Consider the following 18,905-nt stretch of genomic DNA (forward strand, 5'->3'; position numbering starts at 1 on the left):
ATGGCGAGTAGAGACGCTACTCCCTACTCGCCATTTACTTTTCTTATGGCTTCATCGAGCCCTGTGCACTCGTGTAGACGGCATAGAGCGATGTCGAGCCGCAGATGTACAGTCGATTTCGCTGCTGACCGCCGAAGCAGAGGTTGGCGACGGTTTCCGGAATGTGAATCCTGCCGAGCAGATTACCGTCCGGACTGTAGCAACGCACGCCATCTTCATTCGGATCGCCCCAACCCACGGAGCACCAAACACGCCCGGCGGTGTCAGTTCGCACTCCGTCGGTAATGCTGGGCTTGGGCATTTCCGCGAAGACCTTGCCGTTCGATACCTTTCCGCCCGCAACATCGAGGTCGAACACTCGGATATGCGACGGGTTCTCCGGCCCGTCTGTAAAGCCGGTGTCGATGACGTAGAGCTTCTTCTCGTCAGGCGAAAGCGCAATGCCGTTGGGCTCAACGAAATCGTCGACAACAACCTTGATGTCCCCGGATTTCGGATCCACCCGGTAGACGTTGTGCTTTTCCTGCTCAGGATCGGCCTTGATGCCCTCATAATAACCGCCGATGCCGTAGACCGGATCGGTGAACCAGATCGCGCCATCGGAGGTGACAACCGCATCATTCGGCGAATTCAGTTTCTTGCCATTATATTTGTCGGCGACGATGGTGATCGAGCCGTCGAGCTCGGTACGGGTGACGCGTCGGCCGGAATGTTCGCAAGTGATCAGGCGTCCTTCGCGATCGATGGTGTTGCCGTTCGAGTTCATCGATGGCTGCCGGTATACGCTCAGGTGACCGTCATCCTCGGAGAAGCGCATGATACGGTTGTTGGGAATGTCACTGAACAGCACGTAGCGCCCGGCCGGGAAGTAGACCGGACCCTCAGCCCACCGCATGCCGGTTGCGACGCGCTCAACTGCCATGGTGCCCGCGAAGGCTGGGAAACCGGGAGGCCCGAAGGTTGGCGGTCCTCCCTTCCTGGCAGATTCCAGGTGGGAGTCCGGATACCGGCTGCCGGGCAGCGGTCCCAAGGGCAGCGGCGCGGTCGATCGCGTTGGCGTGCCCGTTTGGCCGAGTGGCGCGACGGTCGCTGCCGAAGCGCCTTGTACCCCGAAGCTGGTCGCCGCAAGCGCCGCAGCCGCGCCCTTCAGAACGGTGCGGCGGCCGAGGCCGGGCTGATTGATCTCGGCGGAAATGGTCAGTGATTTTGTCATAGTTGCCTCCCATTTTTTGTTGGGAGAAAACCATCCGCCCGCATTCGGGCGTAAACCGGGCGATCCTTGCCAGCTCACGATCAACGGGATATCCGCGGGATTGAGGAATAGCGGGTGGGGAAGGTGAATAGCGAATGCGGCGTTCTATCCGCCATTCGCCACTCCCTATTAGCCGACTGCGTCAGCAGTTATGCGCGCCCTGCGTCTCCACATAGACCGCATAGAGTGATTGGCTCGCGGTCATGAACAGGCGATTGCGCTTCTTGCCGCCGAAGCAGACATTGGCGCAGGTCTCAGGCAGCAGGATCTGGCCGATCCGCGTGCCGTCGGGGGCGAACACCTGCACGCCGTCATAGCCCGGGCCGACCCAGCCGGCGCCCACCCAGATGTTGCCCTCGGTGTCGACGCGCAGTCCGTCGGGGAAGCCTGACTTGCCGTCGAGCTTCATGTCGATCAACTGCTTCGGGTTGGACAGCTTGTCGCCATTGATGTCGTAGCTCCAGACCACGTTGTTGGCGTTCGGATAGTGCGTGATGCCGGTGTCGCAGACATAGAGCTTCTTGTAGTCGTGGCTGAAGGCGATGCCGTTCGGCTTGAACGGCTCGTCTGCAACCTTGGTGATCTGGCCGGACTGTCCGTCGACCCGGTACACCGCTTCCTTCTGGTAGGGCTGCACCGAGCCGGTGTTGGCCAGCTGTCCCTCATAGATCGAGATCGCGCCATAGCCGGGATCGGTGAACCAGATCGACTTGTCGTTGGGGTGGACGACCATGTCGTTCGGCCCGTTCAGCGGCTTGCCGTTGGCTTCCTGGGCCAGCGTGGTCACTGTGCCGTTATGCTCGAAACGCACGAGCCGGGTGCGTTCGGCGGAAATCTGCCGTCCCTCGAAATCGAAGGAATTGCCGTTGGCCTCATTCGACGGCTTGTGGAACTGCTCCGAGATATGGCCGTCATCGTCGAGATAGCGAAGCTGCCGGTTAGCGGGGATGTCGCTCCAGACCAGATATTGCCCCTGCGCATTCCAGGCCGGCCCCTCGGCCCACAGGCAGCCCGTGTAGAGACGCTTGATCGCGGTGTTGCCGACCTTGGCCTTGAAGCGCTTCGGATCGATCACGACGATATCGGGGTCGGGATAGCGCTGCGGCTCAGCATTGCGACCGAAGTCGCGGGCAAAGGCTTCCGGCGCGACCGCCGCAGTTGCAGCAATCGCGGTTGCACTGCGCAATAGCGTCCGGCGGTCGAACCCGATCGCGCCGCCGTCCTGCTGGTTGGGTGAATTGTTCGGATTGTTCATGACTTCCTCCCAGGCTTTTTTGTTGTTGGGAAGGAACTCATGCGCCCGCATTCCGGCATAAAACGGGCAGCCGTGGTGAAACAACTGGAGATGGTGTCATCCCGGCAGCGAGCCGGGACGACGCTGTCATGAAGTTGTCAGACCATCACTCGGACCTCATCCCGAGGAGCCGCGCAAGCGGCGTCTCGACGGATGGGCCACGGGGGGAGATTGGGGCCTCATGGTTCGAGACGGCGCTGCGCGCCTCCTCACCATGAGGGATCGACGGTCAGATCGGGTCCCAACCGAAGACGTCGGCAGAGCGGTCGAGATTGTAGAACGAGCCCTTGAGCGCCGGCATGCCGTGTTCGGCGATGGTCTGTGGCGTCCAGCCTTCGCCGCGGTGCACCGAGCGCAGCGGCCGCGACTGGCCCATCAGGAAGATCTCGTTCATGCGGACCGCAAAGATCTGCCCGGTGACCTCCTTGGCGGCGTCGCTGAGCAAATAGGCGCAGACCGGCGCGACCTTTTCCGGCCCCATCTGCTTCATCCTCTCCACGCGCGCCTTTTCGGCGTCGGTCTCGGTTGGAATGGTGCCGATCATGCGGGTCCAGGCGAACGGGGAGACGCAGTTGGAGCGCACGTTGAAGCGGCTCATGTCGAGCGCGATCGACTTCGACAGGCCTACAATGCCGAGCTTGGCGGCGGCGTAGTTGGCCTGGCCAAAATTGCCGATCAGGCCCGAGGTCGAGGTGAAGTGCACGAAGGAGCCGCTCTCCTGCTCGCGGAACAGCCGCGCGGCGGCGTGGCTGACGTAGAAGGAGCCCATCAGGTGCACCTTGATGACGGCCTCGAACGCCTCCACGCTCATGCGGTGGAAGATCGCGTCGCGCAGGATGCCGGCATTGTTGACGACGCCGTCGAGCCGGCCGAAATGATCGGTCGCGGTCTTCACGATCTTGCTGGCCGGGATCGCTTCCGCCACCGACTCGAAATTGGCGACCGCGGTGCCACCGCGCTTCTTGATTTCTTCGACCACTTCCTCGGCTGGGGCGGCGCTCGATCCCGCGCCGTCGGCCGTGCCGCCGGGATCGTTGACCACAACCTTGGCGCCTTCGGCGGCGCAGAGCAGCGCGATCTCGCGCCCGATGCCGCGGCCTGCGCCGGTGACGATGATGACTTTGTCCTGCAGTGATTTTGTCATGTGGGTTCTCCGCTATGCTTTCCGAATTACACCGTCATTCCGGGGCGCGCGAAGCGCGAACCCGGAATCCATTTTTGCCGCGCGATGGATTCCGGGCCTGCGCCTGACGGCGCATCCCGGAATGACGGGCGGTTACTTCTGGTTCGTGAAGATGATCGTGCCCGACGCTGCGAACATGCCGCCGACGCCATGGCACACCGAGATCTTCGCGCCGGGCACCTGCGCCGGCGCGATGCCGCGCATCTGGCGCACGCTCTCCTGCAGCGCGTACATGCCATACATGCCCGAATGCATGTAGGACAGGCCGCCGCCATTGGTGTTGAGCGGCAGCTTGCCGCCGGGGCGCGTATTGCCATCGGCGATGAACTTGCCGGTCTCCTCATAAGGCATGAAGCCGAGATCGCCGAGCCCGAACAGCGGCAGGTGCGCAAAGGCGTCGTAGATCATGAGGTGATCGACGTCCTTGTGCGCAATGCCGGCGTCCTTGAACGCCAGCGGGCCTGCGGTCTTGAAGGCACGCGAGGAGTTGAAGGTCTCCATCTGGCTGACCATCGGCGTTTCCACGCTCTCGCCGGTGCCGAGGATGTAGACCGGCTTCTGCGGAAAATCCTTGGCGCGATCGGCCGAGGTCAGGATCAGCGCGCCGCCGCCATCGGTGACGAGGCAGCACTGCAGCAGGCGGAAGGGATAGGCGATCATCCGCGAGTTCAGGACGTCGGCAACCGTGATCGGGTCCTTCATGGTCGCACGCGGATTTTTCGCGGCCCACTCACGCTGCACGACGGCGACCATGGCGAGCTGCTCATGGGTGATGCCGTAGGTCTTCATGAAGCGCAGCACCGGGATCGGGAACATGCTCGGCGGTCCGAATACGCCGAATGGCGCCTCGAACTGGCCGTTGAGGCTGTCCGGCGGCGTGAAGCGCGGCTGCTTGCCGATCATCGACTTGCCGCTTTCGGCATGCGTGATCAGCACGGTCTTGCAGAGGCCGGCCTCGATCGCCGCCGCGGCGTGACGGACATGCAGCATGAACGAGCAGCCGCCGACGGACGTGCCGTCGACCCAGGTCGGCTTGATGCCGAGATAGTGACAGACCTGCTGCGGCGTCTCGACCGCGGTGGCGAAACCGTCGATGTCGGAAAGCTTCAGCCCCGCATCGGCGATGGCGTTGAGCGCCGCATCCGCGTGGAGCTGGAGCTGCGACATGTTGGGGATGACGCCGAGCTCGGTGGTCTCGGCCGCGCCGACGACGGCAACCTGGTTCCTGCGCATCGCTTTAACCCTTCGCCGGACGGAACAAAGGAAGCGTGATCTTGTCGTCGAGCTTCTCGAATGCGACTTCCAACTTCATGTCGAGCTCGAGCGCTTCCGGCGTCTGCGGGCAGTCGATGATGTTGCTCATCATGCGCGGGCCCTCGTCGAGTTCGACCACCGCAATGGCGTAAGGCGGCGTGAAGCCGGGCGCAGCGGGACGGTGATTGATGACGTAGCTGTAGAGTGTGCCCTTGCCGCTCGCCTTGAACACGCTGACCTTGCGCGAGGCGCAGGACGGGCAGAACGGGCGCGGCGGGAAGTAGACATGCGAGCAGGCGTCGCAGCGCTGCAGGCGCAATTCCCCGACCTGCGTGCCATCCCAGAAATGCTGGGTTTCCGGCGTCGGTTTCGGTTTTGCGCGCGCAGCTTCGGCCATTCGGCATCCTCCCTGGATCAGGCCGTCAGGCCTCATTCAAAAACGTGATGCGACAATTGACTATCCGTCGTCAACGGTCCAGCGTTTCCAATCGCATGGCGGTATTCCGAAGACGACAGCGCGCTTGTATGCCAGCCTGTCTCGGGCAATAGTCCGCCACGCGGCAAATCTGCCGCGCTCAAACAACGCGCCTGAAGAGACCTGAAATCGAAAGCCATGCCTGACAATCCGACCCTTGCCTCACTCGCCGCAGACCTCGACAGCGGCCGCACCAGTGCCCGCCAACTGGTCGAGCAGTGCCTCGCCAAGATCGCCGATCCCGCAGGCGAGGGGCAACGCGTGTTCATTCACGTCGACAAGGACGCTGCGCTCGATGCCGCCGATGCGATGGACCGCCTGCGCAAGGCGCATGCGGCGCCGTCACCCTTTGCCGGCATTCCCGTTTCGATCAAGGACCTCTTCGACATCAAGGGGCAGGTGACCCGCGCCGGCTCCCGCGCGCTGGAGGATTCGGCGCCGGCGGAAGCCGATGCGCCCGTGGTGGCACGGCTGCGCGCGGCCGGCTTTGTCGTGATCGGCCGCACCAACATGACCGAGTTCGCCTATTCCGGTATCGGCATCAATCCGCACTACGGCACGCCGAAGAGCGCCTACAACCGCAGCGTCGGCCATGTGCCCGGCGGCTCGTCGTCCGGCGCGGCGGTATCGATCGCCGACGGCATGGCCTTTGGCGCACTCGGCACCGATACCGGCGGCTCCTGCCGGATCCCAGCGGCTTTCAACGGCATCGTTGGCTACAAGCCGACGCAGCGGCGCATTCCGCTTGATGGCGGTGTGCCGCTGTCGTTCTCGCTCGACAGCTACGGTCCGCTCGCCAATTCGGTTGCGTGCTGTGCGACGCTCGATGCTGTGCTCGCGGGCGAGCCGGTGACGCCGCTGCAGCCGCGGCCGGTGAAAGGCCTTCGCTTTGCGGTGCCGACCACGGTTGCGCTCGATGACCTCGATGATGCCGTGGCCAAAACGTTCGAGCGTGCGCTCGCGGCGCTGTCGAAGGCTGGTGCGCTGATTGAGAAGATCGAGGTGCCGGAGTTCCTCGATGTCGGCATCATGAACGGCAAGGGCGGGTTTGCGGCTTCCGAAAGCTATGCCTGGCACCGCTATCTGCTTGCCAGCAAGGGTGACATCTATGATCCCCGCGTCGCCACGCGCATCGCGCGCGGCGAGGGATATCTGGCCGCCGACTACATCGATCTCCTCAACGCGCGAAAGTCCTTCATCGCGCGCACCGAGAAGCGCATCGCGCCCTATGACGCGCTGCTGCTGCCGACCACGGCCAACACGCCGCCGAAGATCGCCGATCTTGAAGACGACAAGGCGTTCACCGCGGAAAATCTGCGCGCGCTGCGCAACTGCACGCTGATCAACGTGCTCGACGGCTGCGCCATCTCGCTGCCGGCCCATCGTGAAGATGATGTGCCGGTCGGTCTGATGGTCGCGGCGGCAGGCGGATCGGATCGCCGCATCTTCGAGATCGCGGCCGCAATGGAGACCATCATCCGTGTATGACCTTACTTTCACCATCGACGACAAGGGCGTGGCGACGCCGCTGACGCTCGCGATCGACCAGGCGGTGATCGCCGGCTGGACCGGCCGCGATCCGGTGGCGCGCGACAAGCATATCGCCGAGCTCGAGGCGCTCGGCATTGCGAGGCCGGCGACGACGCCGATCTACTATCGCTGCTCGGCGCGGCGGCTGACCACCGAGGACACCATCGAAGTCTGCGGCGAGGAGTCCAGCGGTGAGGTCGAGTTCGTATTGATCGGCTGGCAGGGCCGCATCTTCGTCGGCTGCGGCTCCGATCACACCGACCGCAAGGTCGAGAGCTACAGCGTCACGGTTTCGAAGCAGATGTGCGACAAGCCGATCGCCTCGGAGCTCTGGGAGCTCGAAGACGTCATCGACCACTGGGACCAGATGATCCTGCGCTCCCACGCCTGGATCGATGGCAAGCGCGTTCTGTATCAGGAAGGCACGCTCGACGGCATGCTGCCGGTGAAGGACCTGATCGCGCGCGGCTTCGACGGCAAGGGCCTGCCCGACGGCTGCGCCATGTTCGGCGGCACCTTCGCCGCCAAGGGCGGCATCCGCCCGGCAAGCCGGTTCGAGTTCGAGCTGGAGGATCCGGTGCTGAAGCGAACGATCCGCCATGCGTATGATGTGGTGACGCTACCGGTCTTGGGGTAGGTGGTCGCCCCATCGTCATTGCGAGCGCAGCGAAGCAATCCATAGCGCCGCGTGTAGAGGCGTGGATTGCTTCGCTACGCTCGCAATGACGCTCAATATCGGAAATCGGGTGGTTGATAGTCCGCGCATCTGCCACCACTTCGGGACCAACGCGAGTGTTGTGGCTTGACGGCTGACTTATTCGACAGCGTTGCCGAGCGTCCGGCGCGGGAGACCATCGCGGAAGGCGCGGTGATTCTGCGCGGATTTGCGCGCCCGCTGGAGCCTGAGCTGATCCCGGCGTTGCGCGAGCTCGTCGCGCAGGCGCCATTCCGCCGCATGTTCACGCCCGGCGGTTATCAGATGTCGGTGGCAATGACCAATTGCGGCAGCGTCGGCTGGGTCACCGATCGCAGCGGCTATCGCTATGACGGCGTCGATCCCGAATCCGGAAAGCGATGGCCAGCAATGCCGCCGGTGCTCGTGCGCCTGGCGCGCGAGGCAGCGGCCGAGGGCGGCTTTGACGATTTTGCGCCGGATGCCTGCCTGGTCAATCGTTACGAGCCGGGTGCAAGGTTGTCGCTGCACCAAGACAAGGACGAAACGGATTTTGCTGCGCCCATCGTTTCGGTGTCGCTCGGCCTGCCTGCGACGTTCCTGTTCGGCGGCCCGAAGCGTAGCGACAAGCCAGCTCGATATCGGCTAACGCATGGCGATGTCGTGGTGTGGGGCGGGCCGTCGCGATTGTTTTTCCATGGCGTCGCGCCGCTCGCCGACGGCGAGCATGCGGTGCTCGGCCGGCAGCGGATCAATCTGACCTTTAGAAAGACCCGGTAGCTCTCCTCCGTCATTCCGGGGCCCGCGCAGCGCGAACCCGGAATCCATTTCACCCCGTGACCCGGCGGCGCCATGGATTCCGGGCCAGCGCCTTCGGCGCATCCCGGAATGACAGCCTCAAGGTTTCGGCGGATGAATGAACGCCCACGGACTCACTTCTGAATCCGTCGGCACCTCGATCGCGATCACGTATGGCCCGCCATCGGCTAGCGCCTTTTCCAGCGCAGGACGGAAATGATCCGGCGAGGTGACGCGCGCGGCACCGGCGCCGAAGGATTCTGCGAGCTTGACGAAATCCGGATTGACGAGGTCCGACGCCACGACGCGGCCATCGAAGCGTTCGCGCTGGTCTCGCCGCACATTGCCGTAAGAGTTGTTGTTGAACACGAGCGTCACCACGCCGATGCTATGTTGCACGGCGGTGGAAAGCTCCTGCACGCCGAACATGAAGCCGCCGTCGCCCGTGATCGCCACCACCGGCTTGTCGGGATGGGCGACCTTGGCGCCGAGCGCGGTTGGAAAGCCGGAGCCGAGCGTGCCCTGGTAGCCCGATGTGATGAAGGTCCGCGGTTCATAGACCGGAAAGCCGTACCAGGAGGCGAAACCGACCTGCGACAGCTCATCGGTGACGATCGCATTCGAAGGCAGCACCTCGCGGAGAATCTTCAGGTAAGCCATCTGCGGCTGGATGCGCTGGATTTCACGCGCGGCCGCCGCGGTCGCTTCGCGGATCGCCGGACGCCGGCCGCCGCTCTTGCCGGTGCGCGCCTTGCGCACGGCCGCGAGCAGCTCGGCGGTGCCGGCTTTGGCATCGCTCACGATGGCAGCATCAGGCGTCAGCCGGCGCATCTCGACCGGATCGATGTCGATGCGGATCGATTTGATGCCATCAGGCTGGTACGGCCAGCGGAACCCCGAGGCCGGCAATTCCATGCGGGTGCCGATCCCGATCATCAGGTCGGTCGTCGGCCACAATTTGTAAGCGGCCGCCATGGTCAGCCCGAGCTCGTGCGCATTGGAGACGATGCCGCGGCCGCTGCGGAAGGCGACGACGGGCGCGTCGATCATTTCGGCAAGCTCAAGAATTTCTTCGCCGGCATCGATCGCGCCACTGCCGACAAAGATCATCGGCGTCTTGCTCGCCGCGATCAGCGTGGCCGCGGCCTTGATCCTGTCAGGGTCGGGCAGTGGCGCCGGAAATGGCTCGAACGGCTTTGATGGCGCGACCGCCGCACGCTGGGTGAAGACGTCCCAGGGCATCTCGAGCGATGTCGGTCCGCGCCGGCCCGATAGCATCTCCTGGAATGCGCGCGACACCATCGCCGGCGCCGCACCAGGATATTCGATGCGGTCAGCCCATTTCACGAAAGTGCGCAGCGTCGCGAGTTGATCCGGCATCTCATGCAGATGGCCGCGGCCTCTGCCGAGGAATGCAGTCGGCACCTGCCCGGTGAGGCAGAGCACCGGTTCGTTGCAACCGAAGGCGGTGAGCAGTGCCGCGCTGGCGTTGAGCACGCCGGGGCCGGGCACCACGCTGAACACGCCAGGACGGCCGCTCGCGCGCGCATAGCCGAACGCCATATAGCCGCAGGCCTGCTCGTGCCGTGCACCGATCACCTTGAGCTGCGCCTGATGGAAAGCGTCGAACAGGCCATAGATTTGCGCGCCGGGCAGGCCGAACACCGTGTCGACGCCGTGGGCGACGAGGCCGCCCACGATCGCTTCGCCGCCGCTGGTTGAGCTCATCTTGTTATCCATCCGCTTCTCAGACTTCGTCGACCACGCCGTTGCGCAACACACCGACGCCTTCGGCCCCGATCGCTCAATCCGCAATCGTGACGTCGGCAACGAACAGCGGCTCCCGCACCGCTTGTCCGGTGAATGGCGAGCCCTGCTCGAACCAGGAGCGCGGCGCGGGCGCGCCCCACAAGGTCTGGCGCCGCGGGTCCTTCAGCGACCAGCGCAGCGGCTCATGGTCGTGATCTCCAGTGAAATAGTCGCTGGTGTAGAGCTCGAGCCGGTGGCCGTCAGGATCCCTGACATAGAGGAAGAACGCGTTGGAGATGCCGTGGCGGCCGGGGCCGCGCTCCATGTTCTTCAGGAAGCCGCTTGACGCCATCACGTCGCAGAGATGCAGCACGTTCATTGCCGTCGGAACCCAATAGGCGAAATGGTGCAGGCGAGGGCCCTTGCCGTTGGTGAAGGCGAGGTCATGCACATTGCCCTTGCGATGCATCCATGCCGCGGCGATCCGTCCATTCGGGCCATCTTCCTCGCCATATTCGGTGAGACGAAAGCCGAGCCGCGCGTAGAAATCGATGGTGTCCTGCAGCTCCGCGGCGAAGACGTTGAAATGATCCAGCCGCTGCGGCTGGCAGCCCTTATAGAGGTCGTAGCGGCGGAGCAGGTGCGGGCGCTTCTCCATCGCCGCGTACAGCTCGAGCTGGAAGCCGAACGGATCGGAGAACTGCAGAGTGCGGCCCTGGAACGGCTGATCCGAGAAGCGATAGTCGATACCGTGCTCGGAGAAGAACGCCGCCGCCTTGTCGAGGTCGCCATCATTGCCGACCTTGAAGCCCAGCCGGCTGCAGGCTGCGACTTGCGCGTTGCGCAGCACCAGCGAGTGATGCTGGTGCTCCTCGGAGCCGCGCAGATACACTGCCTTGTCGTCCGCGTCCTCGACATGCAGCCCGACCGTGGCCTCGTAGAACGCGCGGCTGGCGGCGAGGTCGGTCACGTCGAGCACGACGTGGCTGCAGCGGATGATGTTGAACGGCGGATCGAAGACGTGCTGCGGAACGGGCATCGATGTTTTGCTCCTAGGCTCAAGGCAGTCTCGTCTTCACCTCTCCCATAGGGAGAGGTCGCGCCGCAGGCGCGGGTGAGGGGCTCAGGTCCCTCGATAGAGCGCAACGCCTCACCCGAATTGCTGCGCAATTCGACCTCTCCCTATGGGAGAGGTGGGGCACCGTCTTTGTCGATGCAGTGGCGCCCATCACACTCCCAGTCTCTGTATCTTATGCGTCCCGCGCGCCAGCGAGACGTGCTTGGTTTCCATGTAGAAGTCGAACGAATAATCGCCGCCGTCGCGGCCGATGCCTGACGATTTCATGCCGCCGAACGGCGTCGGCAGGTGGCGGACGTTTTCCGAGTTGAGCCAGATCATGCCCGCTTCGAGCGTATCAGCCACGCGCAGCGCGCGGCCCATGTCGCCGGTCCAGACATAGCCGGTGAGGCCATATTGCACGCCGTTGGCGATCTCGACCGCATCAAGCTCATCGCGGAACGGGATGACGGTGAGGAACGGTCCGAACACCTCTTCCTGCGCCACCCGCATCTTGGAATGCGCGGCCGTGACGAGCGTCGGCTGCACATAATGTCCGCCGCCCGGACCGTCATGCGGCTTGCCGCCGACTGCGATCGTCGCGCCTTCCTGTCGTGCCACGTCGAAGTAGGAGCAGACCTTTGCCAGGTGCCGCTCATGGATCAGCGGCCCGATCTCGGTTGCGGGGTCGAGGGGGTGGCCAACCTTCAGCGCCTTCACCCGCGCCGTGAGCGTTTCGACGAACCGTTCCGCAATGCTCTCTTGCACCAGGAGCCGGCTCGAGGAGGTGCAGCGCTCGCCGTTCAGCGAGTAGATCATGAACACGACGGCATCGAGCGCGCGCTCGAGATCGGCATCCTCGAACACGATCACGGGGTTCTTGCCGCCGAGTTCGAAATGCACACGCTTCAGCGTCGGCGCGCCCTGCGCCATGATTGCGGACCCGGTCGCGCTCTCGCCGACGAAGCCGATCGCCTTGATTGCGGGATGTTCGGTCAGCGCTTTACCAGCCTCCTCGCCGAAGCCATGCACGGTGTTGAGCACGCCGTCGGGCACGCCTGCTTCCTTCACCAGCTTTGCCAATAGATCAGCCGTCACAGGCGACCATTCGGCGGGCTTGTGCACCACCGTGCAGCCGGCGGCGAGCGCGGGCGCGATCTTCCAGGTCGAGAGCATGAACGGCGTGTTCCACGGCGTGATCACGCCGACCGGGCCGATCGGAACGCGCGTGGAGATGTTCCAGTGCTCTTCGCTCGGCATGTTGAGGCCGTCGCGCGCCTCGGCGCATTTGTCGGCGAAGAAACGGAAATTTTCGGCCGCGCGGATTGCGGCTTTCGCCATGAAGCGATGCGCCTGGCCCGTGTCGATGCATTCCAGCACCGCGATATCGTCGGCATGATCCTCGATCGCGTCGGCTACGCGATTGAGCAGTTTGCGCCGCATCGAGGCCGACATATCACGCCAGGACTTGAAGGCGAGGGCGGCGGCGGTCGCGGCGCGATCGACGTCCTCATTATTGCCGCGCGCGACACTTGCCAGCACGGCGCCGTCGATCGGCGACTTCGTCTCAAATGTCTGCCCGGAGGTCGATGGCACGACCTTGCCGTCGATCATGTGGCCAATTCCCTCCGCCTTCAGCTTTGCCAGCAATGGCGCAGCGCGGTCGCGGTTGGCCTGGAATAGTTCGGCCGATTTCGGCTTCGCTTTATCCACGGACAGTCTCCACCTTGAGCGCATCGTGGATGCTGTTGCGCTTCCAGCTCGTCTCCTTGTCGTTGATCTGCATGTCGAACGACAACGCGAATTTGCTGCTCGCGAATACCGGGTCGAGATAGGTCGACAGCGTCCTGAAGATATGGTCTCCCGCCTTCTTGCGGGTTGCGAGATCGCGCCCCTCTCCGAGCCGCAGCACCATGTCGAGGAAGCCGTAGTCGTTTCGGCCGTCGGCGATCGCGTAGTGCTCGCATCTGACGGCGCGAACACGGATGCCGCCGAGCGGGAAGATGCCGGTCTCGATCGCCGCCTTGCGCACGAGTTCGACCACTTCGCCCATGTCGAGACGGGAATCCAGGTTGGCCGAATATTCGATGGTGAAATGCGGCAAGGTGGATCGCTCCTGATGCGCCGGAATGATTAACATGTTAAATGTATCGGCGTAAATTGATTTGCGCTTTGTTGCGCCGCAAAAGATTGACGATGCCAGGTAAGAAATCATCCTTGAACGGTTCGCGGCCGCGCGCGACGCCGGAGACAAAGCGGCAGGGGCCGATGCGCGACTTCTCGCGCTCGCTGCCGATGTCGCTCTTGCGCGCGCGCGAGGCCGTGATGCGGCAGTTCCGTCCCTCTCTGCGTCATCATGCGCTGACCGAGCAGCAATGGCGCATCCTGCGCGCGCTCACATCGGTGGAGTCGATCGAGGTCACCGACCTCGCGCGGCTCGCTTTCCTGCTGGGGCCGAGCCTGTCGCGCATCCTGCGCGACCTCGAAGCGCGCGGCCTGATCGAGCGCCGTTCGGCGGAGGCGGACCTGCGTCGCGCCGTGGTGTCGATCTCGCCGAGGGGATTGAAGCTGATCGAAGCGGTCGCGCCGACATCGGAAGCGATCTACGCCGCCATTACAAAACGTTACGGCGCGCGCAAGCTTGCTGAGCTGCAGGCCATGCTCGGTGCGCTCGAGGAAAGTCTTGCGAGCTTGTCAGGCGCGGAAGAGGGCAGGGGCGAGGCGGACGAATAAATGCAAAATTTGCATGATGATGTGTGCTCGGACGCATAGCTCGCCTTTCCTGCACATCGTTTGAGCACAAAGGAATTGGCAGGCGCGCGGAATCTGCCGGAATAGTCATGATCTCGTCGGCATTCATCTTTCCTGTGCGCGCGGATAACGCTGCACCTCCATCGTTAGTCGAAAACACCGCAATATCAATTTACTCCGAGACGGAGAGTCCGTAAGTACGCATGCGGTTCGCGCCCCGCCCGGGATCGCCAACAGCAAGAAGGGCCGACGAAGAAGCCCGGCCTCAGGGAGAAACCAATGAAACTGACGAGACGCGATTTCGCGGCTGGTGTCGTCGCCGGCCTTGCCGCCCCCCACATCATCACGAGCGCGAGAGCGCAGGGCGCCACGATCAAGATCGGCATGTGCGCGCCCGTGACCGGTCCCGCCGCCGAATCCGGCCGCTACGCCATCCAGGGTGCGAAGCTCGCGCTCGAAGCGGTCAACAAGGCCGGCGGCATCCTCGGCAAGCAGGCCGAGCTGATCATCGAAGACGATCAGACCACCAATCCCGGTATCGTGCTGGCCTTCTCCAAGCTCGCTGCGCAGTCCGACATTGTCGGCTTCCTTGGTTCGATCCGGTCGACCCAGGTGCACGCCATGGCGCCCGACGTGCTCAAGCTTGGCAAGCCCGTGATGATCGGGGGTACCGATCCGAACCTCACGCACATGGGCAATCAGTGGCTGTTCCGTTTCCGTCCGAATGACAGCTATTCCGGGCGCGTCATCGCCGAGTATGGCGTCAACACGCTCGGCAAGAAGAAATGGGCCGTGCTGCATTCCACCGACGCTTTTGGCACTGCAGGTGGCAAAGCTCTGACCGCTGCGTTGGAAAAGCTCGGAGCCCCGCCCGTGCTCGACCAAGGCTATGCCAACCAGAGCCAGGACTTCACTCCGGTCGTGCTCGCGATCAAGCAGTCCGGCGCCGATATCCTCGGATCCTACTTCACCTTCGAAAACGACCTCGGCATCTTTGCGCGGCAGTTGCGCCAGCTCGGCGTCAACATTCCCTGGGTTGGCTCGCCCTCGATCGTCAATATCACCGCGCTGAAACTCGCCGGGCCTGCGCTGTACAACACCTATGGTGTCGCGGACTACGCGGAAGATTCCAGCGAAGCTTCTAAGGCGTTCGGCAAGCTCTATCGTGATGCGGTCAAGGTCGCACCGGATAACCAGAGCTCCTGGCCCTATGACGCGGTCACCGTGCTGGCGGCGGCGATCAACAAGGCCGGCTCGACCGAGCCTGCAAAAATCCGCGAGGCGATCCTGTCGATCAAGAAATTCCCCGGCGCCGAAGGCGAGTATAATTTCGACCAGAACGGCGACGGTTTGCACGGCTACAACATCGTGAAAAACGACAAGGGCAAAATCGTTTTCGACAAGCACATTGAATTCAACGATTGACCACGTTTTCGGCCTCTTCGTTCTCCACGGAGGGGCCGAAAACCTTTCGGCGAATTCTCTGGGTTCCTCCTAACCGAGCTTGTCATGGATCTCGTCCTTCAACTGCTGTTTACCGGCATCGGCATCGGCGCCGTCTACGCGCTGGTCGCGCTCGGTTTCGTGCTGATCTTCCGCGCCACCAATGTGGTGAATTTCGCGCAAGGCGAGTTCTCCATGGTCGCGGCCTATCTGATGGTGGTGTTCTCCGTCGATCTCGGCTGGCCCTACTGGCTGTCCTTCCTGATCGCGCTTGGCGGCATGGCGCTGCTTGGCGTGATCTTCAATCTCGGCGTTTATTATCCGCTGCGCCACCGCACCTTCCTGCCTGTCATCATCGCCACGATCGGCGCCTCGATCCTGCTGTCGAATTCGGTGCTGGCGATCTACGGCCCGCAGCCGCAGGTGCTGCAGGGCTGGTTCGATACGCCCGGCATCCAGCTTGGTCCTGTTTATCTCGATAGCCAGTATCTGTTGATCATCGCGGTGACGATCGCGCTCGTGTTCTTCAATTACTGGTTCTTCGAGAAGACGCTGCTCGGCAAGAAGCTGCAGGCGACCTCGCAGGACAAGGAAATGGCCTCGCTGCTCGGCATTTCCGTCTCCACCATGATCATGATCACCTTCATCTATTCCGCCGTGCTCGGCGGTCTGGCCGGCATTCTCGTTGCGCCGGTGCTGTTCGTCTCGATCCAGATGGGCTCGACGATCGCGCTGAAGGCATTCGCTGCTACGATTATTGGCGGCTTCGGCGATGTCGCCGGCGCCATTATCGGCGGGCTCGCGCTCGGCGTCATCGAGACCTTTGGCGCGGCGTACATCTCGGTTCCCTACAAGGATGGTTTTGCCTTCCTGGTCCTGGTCGCCTTCCTGATCTTCCGGCCGCAGGGCATCTTCGGCGAACGCGTGGCGGAGAAAGCATGAGCGCCCCCCGCGACAACGTGCCGATCCCGGCACCCGCCGTCCGCTCGAAACCGCTTGTGATCCGCCATTTGCCGTATTTCATCGGCGCGGCGATCCTGGTGGCGCTTGCCGCAGGATTGCGGTTCGACGGCTACATCCTCAACATCCTGCTGCAGGCGACGACGTTCTCAATCGCGGTGTTCGGCCTATCGGTCGTGCTCGGGCTGTGCGGCCAGATCAATCTGGCGCAGGCGGCGTTCTTCGGGCTCGGCGCCTACGCGGTCGGCATTGGAACGACCGACCTGCATCTCAGCTTCTGGCTCTGCCTCGTCGGCGGCTGCGTGATCGCGCTGCTTGCCGGCGCGTTCCTGGGCATGTCGACCTTGCGGCTCGGCGGGCATTACCTCGCGATGGTGACGATCTCGTTCCAGCAGATCGTCACGCTTGTGATGATCAACGCGATCTGGCTGACGCGCGGGCCTGACGGCGTCCCCAATATCCGTCGTCCCGAGCTGTTCCAGACGTCGCAGAGCTATCTCGCTTTCTGCGTCGCCATGCTCGCGATCGTCGGCTATCTGGTCTGGCATCTCTCCGATACCAAGCTCGGCCGCGCGATGCGGGCGGTGCGCGACAACGAACTTGCGGCCGGCGTCAACGGCATCGACGTGTTCCGCACCAAGATCTATGCCTTCGCGCTTTGTGCGCTGCTCGGCGGCCTGGCGGGCGGCCTGTTTGCCGGTGGCTTCGCCTACGTCAGCCCCGATCAATTCTCCTTTGCGGAATCGATCGTGTTCCTGACGATGTCGCTGCTCGGCGGCGTCGCTTCGCCGATCGGCTCGGCGATCGGCACGGGGCTCCTGATCCTGATCCCGGAATGGCTGCGCTTCCTCAAGAGCGTGCCCGGCCTTTATCTAGCCATCTACGGCCTGTTCGTGATCCTGATCATCCGCTTCATGCCTGACGGCATCTGGGGCTTCGTCGCCGATGCCTTCAATCGCTGGCGCGCGCACACCAAGGCGCCGCCTGTTGCGGCCGCGCTGCAGTTGAAGCCCGCGACCGTCGGCGGCGACTACGTGCTGGAGGTCACCGGACTGTCGAAACATTTCGGCGGCCTGAAAGCGGTCGACGGCGTCGACATCGCGGTGAGGCGCGGCGGGGTCCACGCGTTGATCGGGCCGAACGGTTCCGGCAAGACCACGACGCTCAACGTGCTGTCCGGCCTCTACGAGGCGACCTCGGGCAAGATCGTGCTCGACGGCACCGACATCACCCACATGCCGCCGCACCAGCGCACGGCTGCGGGCCTCGGGCGCACATTCCAGAACATCCGTCTGTTCCGTTCGATGACGGCGCTCGAGAATGTCGAGATCGGCGCCGAGCGGCCCGGCAACACCATGATCGGGAAGGGCGAGGACGCGCTGACCGAACGCGCGATGGAGGCACTGAATTTCGTCGGCCTCGGTAACCGCGCCAATGAGCTGATCTCGAGCTTCTCCTACGGCCACCAGCGCCTGATCGAGATTGCGCGTGCGCTCGCCGCCAATCCGACGCTCCTCTTGCTGGACGAGCCGGCCGCAGGGCTGAACTCGACCGAGAAGCTCGAATTGCATGAACTGCTCAAGCGCATCGCAGCGCAGGGCCTGACCATCCTGATCATCGATCATGACATGACGCTCGTCTCTGAGGCTGCCCAGCACATCACCGTGCTCAATTTCGGTCGCCGCATCGCGGACGGCGAATCCATGGCGGTGCTGCGCCATCCCGATGTCGTCTCCGCCTATCTCGGGAGCGAATGATGCCGCTGCTTGAAATCCGCAATCTCGTGGTCCGCTACGGCGAGATCGAAGCGCTGCGCGGCGTCACCATCGCCGTCGAGGCGGGGCAGGTGGTGACCTTGCTCGGCGCCAACGGCGCCGGCAAATCCACCACGCTCCGCGCGATCTCGGGGCTCGCAAAGCCCACATCCGGCGAAATCCTGTTCGACGGCGAGTCGATCGCGGGCCGTGGGCCGGAGGCGATCGTCCGGCTCGGCATCTCGCATGTGCCGGAGGGGAGGCGCGTGTTTCCGGGCCTCACGGTCAAGGAAAACATCATGCTCGGCGCGTCGAACCGGAAGGCTTCTTCGGCGCAGATCTCGCGCGAGGCGGATGCGATGTTTGACCTGTTCCCGGATATCCGCGCCTTCGCCGACGCGCTGGGCTGGACGCTGTCCGGCGGTCAATTGCAGATGGTTGCCGTCGCCCGCGGGTTGATGGCGAAGCCGCGGCTGCTGTTGCTGGACGAGCCATCGCTGGGACTTGCGCCCGTCATCGTGCAGGCGGTGTTCCGCATCATTTCGCAGATCAGGAAAGACACCACGGTCTTGCTTGTCGAGCAAAATGCGCGCATGGGACTTTCGGTCGCCGATCACGGCTTCGTCCTGGAAACGGGGCGGATTGTGCTTGGCGGCAAGCCCGACGAATTGTGGGGCAACGAGGCCATCGCTGCGGCCTATCTCGGCGGTCACGCCAAGGCCAGCGCATAAG

General features: G+C 63.5%; 17 protein-coding genes. 8 read left to right on the forward strand and 9 right to left on the reverse strand.

Annotated elements, in window-relative coordinates; translation table 11 throughout:
- Positions 1-43 precede the first annotated feature (43 nt).
- The 5 genes from AC5ZG1_RS01020 to AC5ZG1_RS01040 all read right to left on the reverse strand — a co-directional run bounded on the left by AC5ZG1_RS01020 (position 44) and on the right by AC5ZG1_RS01040 (position 5,380).
- A complete protein-coding gene (locus AC5ZG1_RS01020; protein WP_496131751.1) occupies positions 44-1,213 on the reverse strand; it encodes an SMP-30/gluconolactonase/LRE family protein in 1,170 nt (389 codons plus the stop codon).
- A gap of 181 nt (positions 1,214-1,394) precedes the next feature.
- Entirely contained in the window at positions 1,395-2,507 is a 1,113-nt protein-coding gene (locus AC5ZG1_RS01025) for an SMP-30/gluconolactonase/LRE family protein (RefSeq protein WP_496131752.1), read from the reverse strand.
- A 268-nt stretch (positions 2,508-2,775) separates the two neighbouring features.
- Complete coding sequence (locus tag AC5ZG1_RS01030; protein WP_456641019.1) at positions 2,776-3,690, reverse strand: SDR family oxidoreductase; 915 nt, start codon at positions 3,688-3,690, stop codon at positions 2,776-2,778.
- A gap of 132 nt (positions 3,691-3,822) precedes the next feature.
- The gene (locus tag AC5ZG1_RS01035) at positions 3,823-4,962 is read right to left on the reverse strand and encodes a thiolase C-terminal domain-containing protein (RefSeq protein WP_496131753.1); all 1,140 of its coding nucleotides are present in this window, start codon (positions 4,960-4,962) and stop codon (positions 3,823-3,825) included.
- 4 nt (positions 4,963-4,966) lie between these two features.
- Positions 4,967-5,380, reverse strand: coding sequence for a Zn-ribbon domain-containing OB-fold protein (locus tag AC5ZG1_RS01040; protein ID WP_208819960.1), 414 nt, complete (start codon positions 5,378-5,380; stop codon positions 4,967-4,969).
- Positions 5,381-5,596: 216 nt separating this feature from the next.
- Between AC5ZG1_RS01040 and AC5ZG1_RS01045 the strand changes: the two genes are divergently transcribed.
- The 3 genes from AC5ZG1_RS01045 (at position 5,597) to alkB (ending at position 8,441) form a co-directional block, all read left to right on the forward strand.
- Entirely contained in the window at positions 5,597-6,946 is a 1,350-nt protein-coding gene (locus tag AC5ZG1_RS01045; RefSeq protein WP_496131754.1) for an amidase, read from the forward strand.
- On the forward strand, positions 6,939-7,625 hold the full coding sequence (locus AC5ZG1_RS01050; RefSeq protein WP_456643044.1) for a DUF2848 domain-containing protein: 687 nt from the start codon (positions 6,939-6,941) through the stop codon (positions 7,623-7,625). The genes AC5ZG1_RS01045 and AC5ZG1_RS01050 overlap by 8 nt, the downstream gene beginning before the upstream one ends.
- A gap of 165 nt (positions 7,626-7,790) precedes the next feature.
- Positions 7,791-8,441: a DNA oxidative demethylase AlkB gene (gene alkB / locus AC5ZG1_RS01055; RefSeq protein ID WP_496131755.1), complete on the forward strand. Its 651-nt coding sequence runs from the start codon at positions 7,791-7,793 to the stop codon at positions 8,439-8,441.
- Positions 8,442-8,558: 117 nt separating this feature from the next.
- Here alkB and AC5ZG1_RS01060 read toward each other — a convergent pair whose 3' ends face one another.
- From AC5ZG1_RS01060 to AC5ZG1_RS01075, 4 genes are all read right to left on the reverse strand, one after another.
- Entirely contained in the window at positions 8,559-10,187 is a 1,629-nt protein-coding gene (locus AC5ZG1_RS01060) for a thiamine pyrophosphate-dependent enzyme (protein ID WP_456643042.1), read from the reverse strand.
- A 76-nt stretch (positions 10,188-10,263) separates the two neighbouring features.
- Positions 10,264-11,247 (reverse strand): 3,4-dihydroxyphenylacetate 2,3-dioxygenase, encoded by a 984-nt coding sequence (hpaD, locus tag AC5ZG1_RS01065; protein ID WP_496131756.1) that lies wholly within the window; start codon positions 11,245-11,247, stop codon positions 10,264-10,266.
- Positions 11,248-11,436: 189 nt separating this feature from the next.
- A complete protein-coding gene (gene hpaE / locus AC5ZG1_RS01070) occupies positions 11,437-12,978 on the reverse strand; it encodes a 5-carboxymethyl-2-hydroxymuconate semialdehyde dehydrogenase (RefSeq protein WP_496131757.1) in 1,542 nt (513 codons plus the stop codon).
- Positions 12,971-13,369 carry a 5-carboxymethyl-2-hydroxymuconate Delta-isomerase gene (locus tag AC5ZG1_RS01075; protein ID WP_456643055.1) on the reverse strand — a complete coding sequence of 133 codons (399 nt, stop codon included), beginning with the start codon at positions 13,367-13,369 and terminating at the stop codon, positions 12,971-12,973. The genes hpaE and AC5ZG1_RS01075 overlap by 8 nt, the downstream gene beginning before the upstream one ends.
- Positions 13,370-13,533: 164 nt before the next feature.
- Between AC5ZG1_RS01075 and hpaR the strand changes: the two genes are divergently transcribed.
- From hpaR to AC5ZG1_RS01100, 5 genes are all read left to right on the forward strand, one after another.
- Positions 13,534-13,998: a homoprotocatechuate degradation operon regulator HpaR gene (gene hpaR / locus AC5ZG1_RS01080; protein WP_130224407.1), complete on the forward strand. Its 465-nt coding sequence runs from the start codon at positions 13,534-13,536 to the stop codon at positions 13,996-13,998.
- Between the two features lie 297 nt (positions 13,999-14,295).
- Positions 14,296-15,441 carry an ABC transporter substrate-binding protein gene (locus AC5ZG1_RS01085; RefSeq protein WP_130224356.1) on the forward strand — a complete coding sequence of 382 codons (1,146 nt, stop codon included), beginning with the start codon at positions 14,296-14,298 and terminating at the stop codon, positions 15,439-15,441.
- Between the two features lie 84 nt (positions 15,442-15,525).
- Complete coding sequence (locus AC5ZG1_RS01090) at positions 15,526-16,401, forward strand: branched-chain amino acid ABC transporter permease (protein WP_130224354.1); 876 nt, start codon at positions 15,526-15,528, stop codon at positions 16,399-16,401.
- A complete protein-coding gene (locus tag AC5ZG1_RS01095; protein ID WP_456643039.1) occupies positions 16,398-18,176 on the forward strand; it encodes a branched-chain amino acid ABC transporter ATP-binding protein/permease in 1,779 nt (592 codons plus the stop codon). The genes AC5ZG1_RS01090 and AC5ZG1_RS01095 overlap by 4 nt, the downstream gene beginning before the upstream one ends.
- Positions 18,176-18,904 carry an ABC transporter ATP-binding protein gene (locus tag AC5ZG1_RS01100; RefSeq protein WP_496131758.1) on the forward strand — a complete coding sequence of 243 codons (729 nt, stop codon included), beginning with the start codon at positions 18,176-18,178 and terminating at the stop codon, positions 18,902-18,904. The genes AC5ZG1_RS01095 and AC5ZG1_RS01100 overlap by 1 nt, the downstream gene beginning before the upstream one ends.
- Position 18,905: the final 1 nt, after the last annotated feature.

It is taken from the genome of Bradyrhizobium sp. Leo78 (assembly GCF_059512425.1).